The sequence below is a fragment of the Streptomyces sp. NPDC023838 genome (assembly GCF_040639555.1).
Taxonomy (GTDB): domain Bacteria; phylum Actinomycetota; class Actinomycetes; order Streptomycetales; family Streptomycetaceae; genus Streptomyces.
The window spans coordinates 14,961-29,524 of the sequence record NZ_JBFAAD010000039.1 but is presented as its reverse complement, the minus strand read 5'-3'; the positions used below and the strand labels follow the sequence as shown (position 1 = coordinate 29,524).

Here is a 14,564-nt window from a genome sequence, read left to right as displayed (position 1 = left end):
GCGGCACCCGCCCTGGCAGAGCGACCATTGTCTCTCACGTCGGGACCAATGATTGTCCCGGGTCCGCCGTCCGCCAAGATGGCTCGGGAAGGGGGACCACCACGATGCCGACACTCCGGGCACTGCTCGCCATGCCCCTGGCCGTGCTGCTCTGCGGCCTGGGCACGCCGGGCGAGCCGGACCGCCCGGACCGCACCGGCCTGAAGGGCCCGCAGACCACGGCGCTGGCACGGCTGGTGACCGGCACGGGCGCCCCGGCCGCCGCCCTGCTCACCGACGACGGCCACCGCTCCCGCTTCGGCACGGCAGGATCCGGGCTCGGCCGCGACGACCGTTTCCGGGCGGGCAGCGTCACCAAGTCCTTCGTCGCGACGGTGGTGCTCCAGCTCGCCGCCGAGGGCAGGCTGCGCCTCGACGACACGGTGGAACAGCATCTGCCGGGTCTGATACGCGGCCATGGAAACGACGGCCGCCACCTCACCCTGCGCTCCTTGCTCTCCCACACCAGCGGTCTGTTCCCCTACACGGCCGACAGCACCGTCCCGGTTCCCCTCACCCCCTCACAAGCCGTACGCATCGCGCTCGCCCACTCCCCCGGGCCGCTCGGCACCTACGCCTACTCCAACACCAACTACGTCGTCCTCGGCATGGTCGTTCAGCAGGTCACCGGCCATACGTATGCCGCCGAGGCCGAACGTCGCATCATCACTCCCCTCCGTCTCACCGGCACCTCCTTCCCGGGCGCCCGCACCACGCTCCCCTCCCCGCACAGCCGCGCGTACTCGCCCGACGGCCGCGACGTCACCGACCTCGACCCGCGCCAGGCGGGCGCCGCCGGTGAACTCATATCGACGCTCACCGACCTGAGCCGCTTCTACGCGGCCCTGCTCGGCGGTGACCTGCTGCCCGCGCCCCAGCAGCGCGAACTGCTCGACACCGCCGCCACCCACGGTGTCTACGGCCTCGGCGTCTACCCGCGGCGGCTCTCCTGCGGCCTCACCGTCTGGGGCCACAACGGCCACATATCCGGCAGCCTGGTCCGCGCGGCCGCCACCGTCGACGGCCGCCACACCGCCGTTTTCCGTATCAACCAGGACATCGCTCTCAGCCCCTCCCTCGAACTCTCCCTGCTCGACAGCGAGTTCTGCCCTACTCCTACCCCCTAGCCCAGGTTCCTCCCTAGATCGGCACGATGTCCGGCGCGCCCAGCCGCGCCGCGTCCGCCGTCAGGTCGTCCGGCTGGCGCTGCGACTCGCGCTCGGCCTCCACCCTCTTCTCGTAGTGCTCCACCTCCTTCTCGATCTGCTTGTTGTCCCAGCCGAGGACCGGTGCCATCAGCTGCGCGCACTCCCGGGCCGACAGCGTGCCCCGGTCGAAGGTCTCGATGGAGATCCGGGTGCGCCGGGTCAGCACGTCGTCCAGGTGGCGGGCGCCCTCGTGCGAGGCGGCGTAGACGATCTCGGCCCGCAGATAGTCCTCCGCCGCGCTGAGCGGCTCACCCAGCGAGGGGTCGGCCACGATCAGCTCGATGAGGTCCTCGGTCAGCGATCCGTACCGGTTCAACAGGTGCTCCACACGGACCACATGGATCCCGGTGCGCGCGGCGATCCTCGCCCGTGCGTTCCACAGCGCCCGGTAGCCCTCCGCGCCGAGCAGCGGCACGTCCTCGGTGACGCACTCCGCGACCCGCTGGTCCAGGCCGTGCACCGCCTCGTCCACCGCGTCCTTCGCCATCACCCGGTACGTCGTGTACTTGCCGCCGGCGATGACCACGAGGCCGGGCACCGGGTGCGCCACCGTGTGCTCGCGGGAGAGCTTGCTGGTGGCGTCCGACTCCCCGGCGAGCAGCGGGCGCAGGCCCGCGTAGACCCCCTGGACGTCGTCGCGGGTCAGGGGCACCGCGAGCACCGAGTTGACGTGTTCGAGGAGGTAGTCGATGTCCGCGCTGGAGGCCGCGGGGTGGGCCTTGTCCAGGTCCCAGTCCGTGTCGGTCGTGCCCACGATCCAGTGGCGCCCCCAGGGGATCACGAAGAGCACCGACTTCTCGGTGCGCAGGATGAGGCCGGTGGTGGAGTGGATCCGGTCCTTCGGGACCACCAGATGGATGCCCTTGGAGGCCCGGACGTGGAACTGGCCGCGCTCGCCGACCATCGCCTGCGTGTCGTCGGTCCACACCCCCGTCGCGTTGACGATCTGTTTGGCGCGGACCTCGTACTCCCCGCCGCCCTCCACGTCGCGCACCCGCGCCCCGACCACCCGCTCGCCCTCGCGCAGGAACCCGGTCACCCGGGCCCGGTTGGCGGCCTGCGCCCCGTAACTCGCGGCCGTCCGCACCAAGGTGGCCACGAAGCGCGCGTCGTCCATCTGCGCGTCGTAGTACTGCAACGCCCCGACCAGCGCTTCCCTCTTCAGGCAGGGCGCGACCCGCAGGGCGCCGCGACGCGTGAGGTGACGGTGGACGGGCAGGCCCCGGCCGTGGCCGGACGAGACCGACATCGCGTCGTACAACGCCACGCCCGAGCCCGCGTACCACCGCTCCCAGCCCTTGTGCTGGAGCGGGTAGAGGAACGGCACCGGTTTCACCAGGTGCGGGGCGAGGCGCCCCAGGAGCAGCCCGCGCTCCTTCAGCGCCTCACGGACCAGCGCGAAGTCCAGCATCTCCAGATAGCGCAGCCCGCCGTGGATCAGCTTGCTCGACCGGCTGGACGTGCCCGAGGCCCAGTCCCGCGCCTCGACGATGCCGGTCGACAGTCCTCGGGTCGCGGCGTCCAGCGCGGTGCCCGCGCCGACCACCCCGCCGCCGACGACCAGCACGTCGAGCTCGCGCTCGGCCATGGCGGCGAGCGCCTCGGCGCGCTGCACCGGTCCCAGTGTCGCTGTCCTCACGGGTGCCTCCCGTTGATCGGGGTGGTCTGGCTCACACACTCGATTCTGGACGCGACCACCGACATCGGCCACCGCCTGTGGACAACACTCGGACAACCCCGGGCCCGCAATACGGCATAACGGTCATATTTACTCTTAGTCTGACATTGCGTCCGCCCATTCTGTCCACAGGGCTTGCGCGCCATGTCCCCTCCGGTTATGGGAAGGACGGTCACCCGCATGCCCGCAGACCTCGCCGTCATCGGACTCGGCCACCTCGGCCTGCCCCTCGCCCAGGCCGCCGCCGCCGCGGGCATCGAGACCGTCGGCCACGACACCGACCCCCGGGTCCTCACCGACCTCCGCGCCGGGCGCCCCCCGGTCGACGGCTCCCTGACCGCCGCCGAGCTGCGCCGGATGCTCTCGGGGGGCTTCCGGACCGCCACCGACCCGGCCGCGCTCGGCCGGGTCCGTACCGCCGTGATCTGCGCCCCCACCCCGCTCGGCGCGGACCGCACCCTGGACCTGAGCGCCGTCGCCGACGCGGCCCGCACGCTCGCGGCCCGGCTGCGCCCGCGCACCACCGTCATCCTGGAGTCCCCCGTCTACCCCGGCACCACCGAGGACTTCCTGCGCCCGCTGCTCGAAGCGGGCTCGGGGCTGCGGGCCGGGCGCGACTTCCACCTCGCCTACTCCCCCAGCCGCCTCGACCCCGGCAACCGCACCCACGGCTTCGCCGCCACCCCCAAGGTCATCGGCGGTCTCACCCCCGCCTGCACCGAGTCCGCCGCCGCGTTCTACGGCCGGATCACCGACAAGGTCGTCCGCGCGCGCGGCACCCGCGAGGCCGAGATGGCCAAGCTCCTGGAGACCAACTACCGCCAGGTCAACATCGCACTGGTCAACGAGATGGCCGTGCTCTGCCACGACATGGGCGTGGATCTGTGGGACGTCATCCGGTGCGCCGAGACCAAGCCGTTCGGCTTCCAGCCGTTCCGGCCGGGCCCGGGCGTCGGCGGCCACGGCGTCCCGCTCGACCCGACCCCGTTGCCGTACACGGGCCTGCGGATGGTGGGGCTGGCCCGGGAGATCAACGCGCACATGCCGCGGTACGTCATCCAGCGCTCCACCACGCTGCTGAACGAGCACGGCAAGTCCGCCCGGGGCGCGCGCGTGCTGCTGCTCGGCGTCACCTACAAGCCCGACCTCGCCGACCTGGAGGGCTCCCCGGCCGCCGAGATCGCGGGCCGGCTCATCGACCTCGGCGCGGCGGTGAGCTACCACGACCCGTACGTGCCGGACTGGCGCGTGCGCGACCAGCCCGTACCGCGCGCGGACTCGCTCTACGAGGCGGCCGCCCACGCCGACCTCACGGTGCTGCTCCAGCCCCACCGCACGTACGACCTCCAAGGGCTCTCGGTCAAGGCGCAGTTGCTGCTCGACACCCGGGGCGTCACCCCCGGGGGCGCCGCACACCGGCTGTGACCCCCGGGACATCCGGGCCGCGCCACGCCCGGCCGGTTGCTACTCTTCGGGTCGCCCGATCGCACAGCCGTGCGCACACACGGGCTCGCGTTCACTTACCTCGGGGGGATCCGAAGATGAGCCAGTCCTTTCCGCCACCGCAGCAGCAGCCCCAGCCGGAGTTCCCTGGCTTCGCCCCGGTCCCGCCGCCCGCACCGGTCCGCGACAACTTCGCCGGCGGGCTGATCACCGCGATCGCCGCCGCCGTCGTCTGCGCGGGCGTCTACGGCGCGATCATCGGCGGCACCGAGCACGAGATCGGCTACGCGGCCGTCGGTGTCGGCTTCCTGATCGGCTGGGCCTCGGGCAAGGTCGGCGGGCGCAACCCCGCCCTGCCGGTGCTCAGCGCGGTCCTCGCCCTCGCCGCGGTCTACGCGGGCCAGCTGCTCGGCGAGGCGATCCTCATCTCCAAGCAACTTCCCGTCAGCGTCTCGGAACTGCTGTTCCAGCACCTCGACGTCGTGAACGACGGCTGGAAGTCCGGCGTCGACCCGATGTCGTTCCTGTTCTTCGCGATCGCCGCGGCCGCCGCGTTCTCCGGTTCCAAGAAGGCCGCCGCGTAACCGCCGTACACCCGCGAAAGCCGTACACAGGACAGGCCCGGACCGTCGAACGGTCCGGGCCCTTTCACCTACGTACTACGTACGTCGAAGACGTACGTAGTACGGCGGGTGTCAGCGCTTGTGCTGCGCGTCCGCCACCGTCACCTCGACGCGCTGGAACTCCTTGAGCTCGCTGTAGCCGGTGGTGGCCATCGAGCGGCGCAGGGCGCCGAAGAAGTTCATCGAGCCGTCCGGGATGTGCGAGGGGCCGGTGAGGATCTCCTCGGTGGTGCCCACGATGCCCAGGTCGACCAGCTTGCCGCGCGGCACGTCCTCGTGGACGGCCTCCATGCCCCAGTGGTGGCCCTTGCCGGGCGCGTCCGTGGCACGGGCCAGCGGGGAGCCGATCATCACCGCGTCGGCGCCGCAGGCGATCGCCTTGGGCAGGTCGCCGGACCAGCCGACGCCGCCGTCCGCGATCACGTGCACGTACCGGCCGCCGGACTCGTCCATGTAGTCGCGGCGGGCCGCGGCCACGTCGGCGACGGCGGTGGCCATCGGGACCTGGATGCCGAGCACGTTGCGCGTGGTGTGCGCGGCGCCGCCGCCGAAGCCCACCAGGACGCCGGCCGCGCCGGTGCGCATCAGGTGCAGGGCCGCGGTGTACGTGGCGCAGCCGCCGACGATCACCGGGACGTCCAGCTCGTAGATGAACTGCTTCAGGTTGAGCGGCTCGGCCGCGCCCGAGACGTGCTCGGCGGAGACGGTCGTGCCGCGGATGACGAAGATGTCGACACCGGCGTCCACGACGGCCTTGGAGAACTGGGCCGTGCGCTGCGGCGAGAGGGCGGCCGCGGTGACCACACCGGAGTCGCGCACCTCCTTGATGCGCTGCCCGATCAGCTCTTCCTTGATCGGGGCCGCGTAGATCTCCTGGAGGCGGCGGGTCGCGGCGTCCTCGTCCATCTGGTCGATCTCGTCGAGCAGCGGCTGCGGGTCCTCGTACCGGGTCCACAGGCCTTCGAGGTTCAGCACGCCCAGACCGCCGAGCTCACCGATGCGGATCGCGGTCTGCGGCGACACGACGGAGTCCATCGGGGCGGCCAGGAAGGGCAGCTCGAACCGGTAGGCGTCGATCTGCCAGGCGATCGAGACCTCCTTCGGGTCCCGGGTGCGCCGGCTCGGGACGATGGCGATGTCGTCGAACGCGTACGCCCTGCGGCCGCGCTTGCCGCGCCCGATCTCGATCTCAGTCACGTTGTGTGGGCCTTTCCCTCTACGTCTGCGGTCCCAGTATCCCCGACATGTGTGTCCCCGACCTACGGGCGAGGGGCGGCCCCGGATTTCCGGTGCCGCCCCTCACTCGGTCCACGCGCGCGTGGGCGTGGTCAGCGCTTGGTGTAGTTCGGCGCCTCGACCGTCATCTGGATGTCGTGCGGGTGGCTCTCCTTGAGGCCCGCCGAGGTGATCCGGACGAACCGGCCGTTCGTCTGAAGCTCCGGGACCGTGCGGCCGCCGACGTAGAACATCGACTGACGCAGGCCGCCGACCAGCTGGTGGACGACCGCGGAGAGCGGACCGCGGTAGGGCACCTGGCCCTCGATGCCCTCGGGGACGAGCTTCTCGTCGGAGGCGACGCCCTCCTGGAAGTAGCGGTCCTTGGAGAAGGACTTGCGGTCGCCGCGGGACTGCATCGCGCCGAGCGAGCCCATGCCCCGGTACGACTTGAACTGCTTGCCGTTGATGAAGAGCAGCTCGCCCGGGGACTCCTCGCAGCCCGCCAGGAGCGAGCCGAGCATCACCGTGTCGGCGCCCGCGACCAGGGCCTTGGCGATGTCGCCCGAGTACTGCAGGCCGCCGTCGCCGATGACCGGGACGCCCGCGGCCTTGGCGGCGAGCGAGGCCTCGTAGATGGCGGTGACCTGCGGGACGCCGATGCCGGCGACGACACGGGTCGTACAGATGGAGCCGGGGCCGACACCGACCTTGATGCCGTCGACGCCCGCGTCGATCAGCGCCTGGGCGCCGTCGCGGGTGGCGATGTTGCCGCCGATGACGTCGACGCCCGCCGCGTTCGACTTGATCTTGGCGACCATGTCGCCGACCAGCCGGGAGTGGCCGTGGGCGGTGTCGACGACGATGAAGTCGACGCCCACCTCGATCAGCGCCTGGGCGCGCTCGTAGGCGTCGCCCGCGACACCGACGGCGGCGCCGACGACGAGCCGGCCGTCCTTGTCCTTGGCCGCGTTCGGGTACTTCTCGGCCTTGACGAAGTCCTTGACCGTGATCAGGCCCTTGAGGATGCCGGCGTCGTCGACGAGCGGCAGCTTCTCGATCTTGTGGCGGCGCAGCAGCTCCATCGCGTCCACACCGGAGATGCCGACCTTGCCGGTGACCAGCGGCATCGGGGTCATGACCTCGCGCACCTGGCGCGTGCGGTCCGACTCGAAGGCCATGTCGCGGTTGGTGACGATGCCGAGCAGCTTGCCCGCCGGGTCGGTGACCGGGACGCCGCTGATGCGGAACTTGGCGCACAGCTCGTCGGCCTCGCGCAGCGTGGCGTCCGGGTGGACGGTGATCGGGTCGGTCACCATGCCGGACTCGGAGCGCTTGACCAGGTCGACCTGGTTGGCCTGGTCCTCGATCGAGAGGTTGCGGTGCAGCACGCCGGCGCCGCCCTGGCGGGCCATCGCGATGGCCATGCGCGCCTCGGTGACCTTGTCCATCGCCGCGGACAGCAGCGGGACGTTCACCTTCACGTTCTTCGAGAGGTACGAGGAAGTGTCGATCTGGTCGGGCGCCATGTCGGACGCGCCCGGCAGCAGCAGCACGTCGTCGTATGTCAGCCCGAGCATCGCGAATTTGTCGGGCACTCCGTCGACGTTTGCAGTCATGACACCTTCCCCATGGCCTTGATCGGTGCGGATGTCCATGCTAACGGGCTGGCGCGGTGTCTCATTCCATGAACAAGATCAACCGACTTCTTTGTACGTTCACACGGACGCGCCGCATACGGCTACGCGCGCGTAGGCGTCGTACGTGTGCGTGCTCAGGCGTCGTACGCGGGCCGGACAGACGAGCCCAGGAGGCGCACCCCGAAGGCCGCGGGGTGCGCAACGTCACTGTTCGGCGAGCGCCCTCAGACGGCTGAGCGCCCGGTGCTGGGCGACCCGCACCGCGCCCGGCGACATCCCGAGCATCTGGCCGGTCTCCTCGGCGGTGAGGCCGACGGCGACCCGCAGCACCAGCAGTTCGCGCTGGTTCTCCGGCAGGTTGGCGAGCAGCTTCTTGGCCCACTCGGCGTCGCTGCTGAGCAGCGCGCGCTCCTCGGGGCCCAGTGAGTCGTCGGGGCGCTCCGGCATCTCGTCGGAGGGCACCGCCGTGGAGCCCGGGTGGCGCATCGCGGCCCGCTGGAGGTCGGCGACCTTGTGCGAGGCGATGGCGAAGACGAAGGCCTCGAAGGGCCTGCCGGTGTCCCGATAGCGCGGCAGCGCCATGAGCACGGCCACGCAGACCTCCTGCGCGAGGTCCTCCACGAAGTGGCGAGCATCACCCGGCAGACGGTTCAGCCGGGTGCGGCAGTAGCGCAGTGCGAGCGGGTGAACATGGGCCAAGAGGTCATGCGTGGCCTGTTCGTCGCCGTCGACGGCACGGTGAACGAGTGCACCGATCACCGTTGGCTCGTCGTCGCGCATCGATCCATGGTGCCCCGGCGTCGCAGAATCCGTGGCACCGCGTCCATAGTTGTGCACCGAAGCGTTATGAGCAGGTGCGCCGGAAGTCATCTCCTGCGCCCTCCCCTCCCGCTCGACCGACTCGTCCCCGAGGAACTCCACACCTTCAAGGATGCGGCATCGCGCGCGAAGCGTCACACGCCGCTCCACGGAGCGGGGGGACGGACCCGCCCGCCGACGACGGACGGGGATCCGGCCGACCACGCCGCGGGCCGGTCAGCGCACCAGGCCCCAGCGGAAGCCGAGCGCCACGGCGTGCGCCCGGTCCGAGGCGCCGAGCTTCTTGAACAGCCGCCTGGCGTGCGTCTTCACGGTGTCCTCCGAGAGGAACAGCTCGCGCCCGATCTCGGCGTTGGACCGGCCGTGGCTCATGCCCTCGAGCACCTGGATCTCGCGCGCGGTGAGCGTGGGCGCCGCGCCCATCTCGGCCGAACGCAGTCTGCGCGGGGCCAGCCGCCAGGTCGGGTCGGCGAGCGCCTGGGTGACGGTCGCGCGCAGCTCCGCGCGCGAGGCGTCCTTGTGCAGATAGCCGCGGGCGCCCGCGGCGACGGCGAGCGCCACCCCGTCGAGGTCCTCGGCGACCGTCAGCATGATGATGCGGGCGCCGGGGTCCGCGGACAGCAGCCGCCGGACGGTCTCCACGCCGCCCAGACCGGGCATGCGTACGTCCATCAGAATGAGGTCCGAGCGGTCGGCGCCCCAGCGGCGGAGGACTTCCTCGCCGTTGGCCGCCGTCGTCACACGCTCGACGCCGGGCACGGTCGCTACCGCGCGCCGGAGCGCCTCTCGGGCAAGCGGGGAGTCGTCGCAGACGAGGACGGATGTCATGGCCGCCCTCCGCAGCTGATGCGCGTCACCTTGAGCCTCCAGGCTGGTTACGTATCGTCACCTGTGCGATTGACGCTCTCGGACACCTGCCCGAGCGCTTGTTCTCTCAACCGCTCCACACTCTCAACGACGGTCACTCGAAAGAGTTACGGGTCGGACGGGCGCCTTCGGCACTCTACGTGAGGAAGCGTGTGCGTTGGGCGCGCATCGCGGGTCGCTCGTCGTTCGCTTGGAGGTATGCCCCATTTAGCGGCTTTTCTTCCCTTTTTCTGGTGTCTGTGGCTAGATTCGCAATGAGTCATATTTACATCTACTTACACCGTAGATGTACGTTCGTCGGTACACCCCAGCGATCCGGGGTACCCGGCCCATCCGCCTCAGGCACGGCTTCAAGGGGACATGAGCAATGGCAGATTTCTCCCGCCTTCCCGGACCGAACGCCGATCTGTGGGACTGGCAGCTCCTCGCCGCATGCCGCGGGGTCGACAGCTCCCTCTTCTTCCACCCGGAGGGCGAACGCGGCGCGGCCAGGAGTGCGCGCGAGAACTCGGCGAAAGAGGTGTGCATGCGGTGCCCGGTGCGCGCCCAGTGCGCCGCGCACGCCCTGGCGGTGCGCGAGCCCTACGGCGTGTGGGGCGGCCTCACGGAGGACGAGCGCGAAGAGCTGATGGGCAGGGCGCGCAACCGGCTGGTGACGGCGGCGAGCGCGGGAGCGGCGGGCGAGCGGGGCCACGGCTAGCGCCGGACGCGCTTCGATTCGCAGAAACGTTCCTGCGCTGTGGGGCGCGGCGCCGGACACATTCGTGCGCTCGTGGGCGTGCGCTCCTGGCGTGCGCGTTTTACCCGTGCGTGTTTGGCCGTGCGTGTTTGGCCGTGCGTGTTTGGCCGTGCGTGTTTGGCCGTGCGTGTTGTGGCGTCGGTTGCTGGGTGGCCGCTCCCGGGCGTGCGCCGCTCAGTTGCGGGCGGCCGCTCCGGCCAGCTGGTCCAGGGTGGCCGCGACGGCCGGGACCCGGGCCAGATCGGGCAGCGTGAGCGCGACGATCTCGCGCTCCACGGCGGGCTCCACCGTGACCGTACGGGCGCCCTTGGGACGCACCGAGGCGATCGCCAGCTCCGGCAGCACCGCGACCCCGAGCCCCGCCCCGACCAGGCCGATCACCGCCGGATAGTCGTCCGTGGCGAAGTCGATGCGCGGAGTGAAGCCGGACTCCTCGCAGACATCGACCAGTTGGCGCCGGCAGCGCGGACAGCCCGCGATCCACGACTCCTCGGCGAGGTCGCGGATGTCGACCGTGCCGCTCTCGGCCAGCCGGTGGCCCTCGGGCACGAGCCCCACCAGGCGGTCGATCAGCAGCGGCCGTACGACCAGGTCGTCCCACTCCTCCGCGGTGGCCGCCCCGTACCGGAAGGCGAGCGCGATGTCGCAGTCGCCGTCGCGCAGCATCTCCACCGAGCGCGGCGGCTCGGCCTCGACCAGGGAGACCCGGGTGCCGGGGTGGGCGGCTCGCAGCGCGGCCAGCGCGCTGGGCACCAGGGTGGAGGAGCCGCTGGGGAAGGAGACGAGCCGGACGCGGCCCGCGCGCAGGCCCGCGATGGCGGCGACCTCCTCCTCTGCGGCGGTGAGGCCCGCGAGGATGCCGGAGGCGTGCCGCACCAGGACCTCGCCGGCCTGGGTGAGCCGGGTCTCGCGGCCGGTGCGGATGAGCAGGGGGGTGCCCGCTGACGCTTCGAGGGCCTTCATCTGCTGGCTGACGGCGGGCTGGGTGCAGCCGAGCTCGCGCGCTGCCGCCGAGAAGGAGCCGGTGGCGGCGACGGCACGCAGGACGCGGAGATGACGGGCCTCGATCACGTTTCGAGCATAAGGGGTACTTGGGTATCCCGCGGGTTATCGAGTGGCTGCTTTGAGACAGTCCGGGTTAGCGTGCGCCCCATGAAGCTTCTGTCAGTGAACGTGGGGCGCGCCACGGTCGTCGAGTACACCGATGCCGAAGGCGGCCTCACCGGCATCGGCAAGCGCCCGGTGGAAGGATCCGTACGGATCTTCCGGCCCGGCCCCAAGGGCGTGGGCGCCAGCGGTGTCGCGGGCGACGAGGTGTGCGACAAGCGCCACCACGGCGGCGACCACCAGGCCGTCTACGCCTACGCGCGCGAGGATCTCGACGCCTGGGAGAAGGAGCTGGGCCGCGAGCTGCCCGGCGGGATCTTCGGCGAGAACCTCACCACGTCCGGCCTGGACGTCAGCGACGCCCGGATCGGCGAGCGCTGGCGGATAGGGCCGGACGTGGTCCTGGAGGTCTCCTGCGCGCGCATACCCTGCCGTACGTTCGCGGGCGCCCTGGACGAACAGGGCTGGGTCAAGCGGTTCACGCAGGCCGCCGCTCCCGGCGCCTACCTGCGGGTGATCGAGGAGGGCGAGATCCGCGCGGGTGACGCGATCGAGGTCGTCCACCGGCCCGAGCACGAGGTGTCGGTGGCCTTCTGGTTCCGCGCGTTCACCGTCGAACGGGAGCTGATGCCGCGCACTCTGGCGGCGGGCGAGGCGATGCCGCGGGAGGCCCACGACAAGGTACGCAAGTACCTGGAGCGGCAGGCCGCCGGGCCGGCTTCCTGACCGGACAAGCCGTCACACCGCTGTCACGTGCGGGGCATTAACGTGCGCGTATGACGACTGCACTGATTACGGGAGCGACGGCGGGAATCGGGGCCGCTTTCGCGCGGCGGCTGGCCAGGGACGGGCACGATCTGGTGCTGGTGGCCCGTGACGGCAAGCGGCTGCGGGAGCAGGCCACCGAGTTGCACGACCGGCACGGCGTGGAGGTCGAGGTGCTGGCGGCCGACCTGTCCACGGAGGACGGCATCGCGGCGGTGGAGACCCGGCTCGGAGAGCCCCGCAAGCCGATCGACCTGCTGGTGAACAACGCGGGCTTCGGCAACAAGGGCCGTTATCTGGACGTGTCCATGGCCGACGAGCTCAAGATGCTGAAGGTGCACATCGAGGCGGTGCTGCGGCTGACGTCGGCCGCGACCGAGGGCATGCGCGAGCGCGGGCGCGGCGGGGTCGTCAACGTCGCCTCGGTCGCCGCGTTCGTGCCGCGCGGGACGTACGGCGCGTCCAAGGCGTGGGTCGTGCAGTTCACCCAGGGCGCGGCGCGCGACCTGGCGGGGTCCGGGGTGCGGCTGATGGCGCTGTGCCCGGGCTTCGTACGGACGGAGTTCCACCAGCGGGCCGGGATGGGCACCGACAACATCCCCGGCTGGATGTGGCTGGACGCCGACAAGCTGGTCTCCGCGGCGCTGTCCGACCTCGCGCGCGGAAAGACGCTGTCGATCCCGGACCCGCGCTACAAGGCGCTGATGGGTGTGGTGAAGCTGGCCCCGCGCGGTCTGCTGGGCGGGGTCACGTCCCGTACGGGCCGCAAGTACGGCCCTCAGTGAGGCGGAAGGACCCTGGGCCCGGCTCGTCGCCGCTGAGCGGGAGCTCGGCCGTCGTGCCGTCGCGCCAGGTCACCCGCACCGCGTGACCTTCGACCCGGATACGGGTGACGAGATCGGGCAGCGGGGCCAGGTGCTCCTCTCCCGTGAGGGAGACGAGGGCTACGAAGACGGACGGGCCCTCCCCGGTCGTCCCGTCCAGGACCGCGACCTGTGAGCGCGGGCCGAACAGCGTGGACCCGGCGTCCACTACGCGCGCGTGGGGCTCGTACCCCTCGACGGCGTGCACCTGGCAGCTCTCGTCCGGCCGGGTGACGGCCCACCCCGTCTGGCGCACCCGGGTGCCGGGCGGGGCGCCGTCGACCAGATGGGCGCGGAGTTCGGCGCGGCCGTGGACGAGGGTGGCCGAGACGATCCGCACGCCGGGCAGCGGCCGTGACACGGAGGCGGCCCAGCCGGGACCGTGCCCGACGGGCTCGGCGTGCCCCCGGGCCGTGACCGTGCCGTCGTCCAGGACGAGCCCGAAGTGGTTGTCGCGCACGCCGGCCGAGGCCGGGCCGGTGCGGGTCGAGTACGCGAACCGGGCGTAGCAGGGGTCCTCGTCGGTGCCGACGTGGTTGTTGGTGCCGTGGTTGTGCAGGCGTACGAGGCCGTCCGAAGCGGTGGACTGGATCAGGGTGTTGGGCGGGCGCAGGGCCACGGCCGCGTCCCCCCGCTCCACCGGCAGCGGCTCCTCCACCTCGGTCCACACCGGGTGCTCCGGCGGCATGAGCAGTCCGAGGAATCCTTTCGCCGCCCAGTACGGGGAGGCCGGGCCCGAGTAGCTCTGGACGATCGGCGGGTACGGGCCGTGCCAGCCCAGGGTGAGCAGACCCCGCTCGTCGATGGCGCCCCGGCCCGGCCTCCGGCGGTCCGGTCCCCCTTCCGGTTCGCGGTCCGGACCCCTTTCCGGCTCACGGTCCGGTTCGCGGTGCGGCCCGAGGCCCGGTTCACGGTCCCGCTCGGGGCCTGTGAAGTACCGCAGCGCGCCGGAGGCCAGGCGGCGGGTGGCGCCGGGGGTGAGCGGGGTGTGACCGGTGAGCGCGCCGAGCCAGGGGGCCGCGGCGGCGGCGAAGCGGTAGGTGAGGGAGCGCCCGTACGGCAGGGGGGCGCCGTGGGCGCCGAACATCCGCGTGTACGCGTCGAGATGGGCGTGCAGCCGGGGGCCGTAGCGGTCGAGGAGTTCCCGGTTGTCACCCAAATGAGCGTGCAGGACGGGATAGAAGTGGAGCGCCCAGCCGTTGTAGTGGTCGAAGGAGCGGTTGGGGCCGTCGCTGTACCAGCCGTCGCCGAGGTACCACTGATCGACGTGTTCCAGCGCGCGTTCGATGGTGGCCGCGGCACGATCGGTCTCGATGCCGGCGTCCTGGAGGAATCCGGCGACGGTGAGACCGAAGAACCACCAGTTGTTGTCGACGGGCGAGGGGCCGAGGGCGGGCAGCAGCCAGTCGACGACCCGCCGGCGCACGCGGTCGTCGAGCCCGTCCCACAGCCAGGGGCGGGTGAGGCGTAGCCCGAGGGCGACGGAGGCGGACTCGACGACGGCCTGGCGCACCTCGGCCATGCGGGGCCAGGAGTCGGGGGCGCCGCTGTCCAACTC

Annotated in this window: 13 protein-coding genes; 6 read left to right on the top strand and 7 right to left on the bottom strand. The window is 71.5% G+C overall.

The genetic code is table 11. The features are described from left to right. The first annotated feature begins 104 nt into the window (after window positions 1-104). Window positions 105-1,166, top strand: coding sequence for a serine hydrolase domain-containing protein (locus AB0G17_RS32170; protein ID WP_361390310.1), 1,062 nt, complete (start codon window positions 105-107; stop codon window positions 1,164-1,166). A gap of 13 nt (window positions 1,167-1,179) precedes the next feature. Here AB0G17_RS32170 and AB0G17_RS32165 read toward each other — a convergent pair whose 3' ends face one another. Further along, a complete protein-coding gene (locus AB0G17_RS32165) occupies window positions 1,180-2,886 on the bottom strand; it encodes a glycerol-3-phosphate dehydrogenase/oxidase (RefSeq protein WP_361390308.1) in 1,707 nt (568 codons plus the stop codon). 219 nt (window positions 2,887-3,105) lie between these two features. Here AB0G17_RS32165 and AB0G17_RS32160 point away from each other — a divergent pair, with 219 nt between their 5' ends. Both AB0G17_RS32160 and AB0G17_RS32155 read left to right on the top strand, forming a co-directional pair. Next, window positions 3,106-4,350, top strand: coding sequence for a nucleotide sugar dehydrogenase (locus AB0G17_RS32160; RefSeq protein WP_361390306.1), 1,245 nt, complete (start codon window positions 3,106-3,108; stop codon window positions 4,348-4,350). Window positions 4,351-4,466: 116 nt separating this feature from the next. Next, entirely contained in the window at window positions 4,467-4,952 is a 486-nt protein-coding gene (locus AB0G17_RS32155) for a hypothetical protein (RefSeq protein ID WP_361390304.1), read from the top strand. A gap of 111 nt (window positions 4,953-5,063) precedes the next feature. Here AB0G17_RS32155 and AB0G17_RS32150 read toward each other — a convergent pair whose 3' ends face one another. The 4 genes from AB0G17_RS32150 to AB0G17_RS32135 form a co-directional block, all read right to left on the bottom strand. After that, window positions 5,064-6,188, bottom strand: a complete 1,125-nt coding sequence (locus AB0G17_RS32150) for a GuaB3 family IMP dehydrogenase-related protein (RefSeq protein WP_361390302.1) — start codon at window positions 6,186-6,188, stop codon at window positions 5,064-5,066. A 131-nt stretch (window positions 6,189-6,319) separates the two neighbouring features. Beyond that, window positions 6,320-7,825: an IMP dehydrogenase gene (gene guaB / locus AB0G17_RS32145; protein ID WP_361390300.1), complete on the bottom strand. Its 1,506-nt coding sequence runs from the start codon at window positions 7,823-7,825 to the stop codon at window positions 6,320-6,322. A 225-nt stretch (window positions 7,826-8,050) separates the two neighbouring features. Continuing rightward, window positions 8,051-8,626 (bottom strand): sigma-70 family RNA polymerase sigma factor, encoded by a 576-nt coding sequence (locus AB0G17_RS32140; protein WP_067163238.1) that lies wholly within the window; start codon window positions 8,624-8,626, stop codon window positions 8,051-8,053. 255 nt (window positions 8,627-8,881) lie between these two features. After that, a complete protein-coding gene (locus AB0G17_RS32135; protein WP_003948568.1) occupies window positions 8,882-9,493 on the bottom strand; it encodes a response regulator transcription factor in 612 nt (203 codons plus the stop codon). A 406-nt stretch (window positions 9,494-9,899) separates the two neighbouring features. Here AB0G17_RS32135 and AB0G17_RS32130 point away from each other — a divergent pair, with 406 nt between their 5' ends. Next, window positions 9,900-10,232, top strand: a complete 333-nt coding sequence (locus AB0G17_RS32130) for a WhiB family transcriptional regulator (protein ID WP_361390298.1) — start codon at window positions 9,900-9,902, stop codon at window positions 10,230-10,232. Window positions 10,233-10,445: 213 nt separating this feature from the next. Here AB0G17_RS32130 and AB0G17_RS32125 read toward each other — a convergent pair whose 3' ends face one another. Continuing rightward, the gene (locus tag AB0G17_RS32125; protein ID WP_361390296.1) at window positions 10,446-11,342 is read right to left on the bottom strand and encodes a LysR family transcriptional regulator; all 897 of its coding nucleotides are present in this window, start codon (window positions 11,340-11,342) and stop codon (window positions 10,446-10,448) included. An 81-nt stretch (window positions 11,343-11,423) separates the two neighbouring features. Between AB0G17_RS32125 and AB0G17_RS32120 the strand changes: the two genes are divergently transcribed. Together AB0G17_RS32120 and AB0G17_RS32115 are read left to right on the top strand one after the other, a co-directional pair. Next, window positions 11,424-12,104, top strand: coding sequence for an MOSC domain-containing protein (locus tag AB0G17_RS32120; RefSeq protein WP_361390294.1), 681 nt, complete (start codon window positions 11,424-11,426; stop codon window positions 12,102-12,104). Between the two features lie 50 nt (window positions 12,105-12,154). After that, window positions 12,155-12,928 carry an SDR family oxidoreductase gene (locus tag AB0G17_RS32115; protein WP_361390292.1) on the top strand — a complete coding sequence of 258 codons (774 nt, stop codon included), beginning with the start codon at window positions 12,155-12,157 and terminating at the stop codon, window positions 12,926-12,928. Here AB0G17_RS32115 and AB0G17_RS32110 read toward each other — a convergent pair. Further along, a complete protein-coding gene (locus AB0G17_RS32110; RefSeq protein ID WP_361390290.1) occupies window positions 12,891-14,561 on the bottom strand; it encodes a DUF2264 domain-containing protein in 1,671 nt (556 codons plus the stop codon). The genes AB0G17_RS32115 and AB0G17_RS32110 overlap by 38 nt on opposite strands. Between the last annotated feature and the right edge of the window lie 3 nt (window positions 14,562-14,564).

Excerpts from the sequence above, each read along its gene's own strand:
- AB0G17_RS32170 (WP_361390310.1), top strand. The coding sequence starts at position 105 with ATGCCGACACTCCGGGCACTGCTCGCCATGCCCCTGGCCGTGCTGCTC.
- AB0G17_RS32160 (WP_361390306.1), top strand. The coding sequence starts at position 3,106 with ATGCCCGCAGACCTCGCCGTCATCGGACTCGGCCACCTCGGCCTGCCC.
- AB0G17_RS32155 (WP_361390304.1), top strand. The coding sequence starts at position 4,467 with ATGAGCCAGTCCTTTCCGCCACCGCAGCAGCAGCCCCAGCCGGAGTTC.
- guaB (WP_361390300.1), bottom strand. The coding sequence starts at position 7,825 with ATGACTGCAAACGTCGACGGAGTGCCCGACAAATTCGCGATGCTCGGG.
- AB0G17_RS32140 (WP_067163238.1), bottom strand. The coding sequence starts at position 8,626 with ATGCGCGACGACGAGCCAACGGTGATCGGTGCACTCGTTCACCGTGCC.
- AB0G17_RS32135 (WP_003948568.1), bottom strand. The coding sequence starts at position 9,493 with ATGACATCCGTCCTCGTCTGCGACGACTCCCCGCTTGCCCGAGAGGCG.
- AB0G17_RS32130 (WP_361390298.1), top strand. The coding sequence starts at position 9,900 with ATGGCAGATTTCTCCCGCCTTCCCGGACCGAACGCCGATCTGTGGGAC.
- AB0G17_RS32120 (WP_361390294.1), top strand. The coding sequence starts at position 11,424 with ATGAAGCTTCTGTCAGTGAACGTGGGGCGCGCCACGGTCGTCGAGTAC.
- AB0G17_RS32115 (WP_361390292.1), top strand. The coding sequence starts at position 12,155 with ATGACGACTGCACTGATTACGGGAGCGACGGCGGGAATCGGGGCCGCT.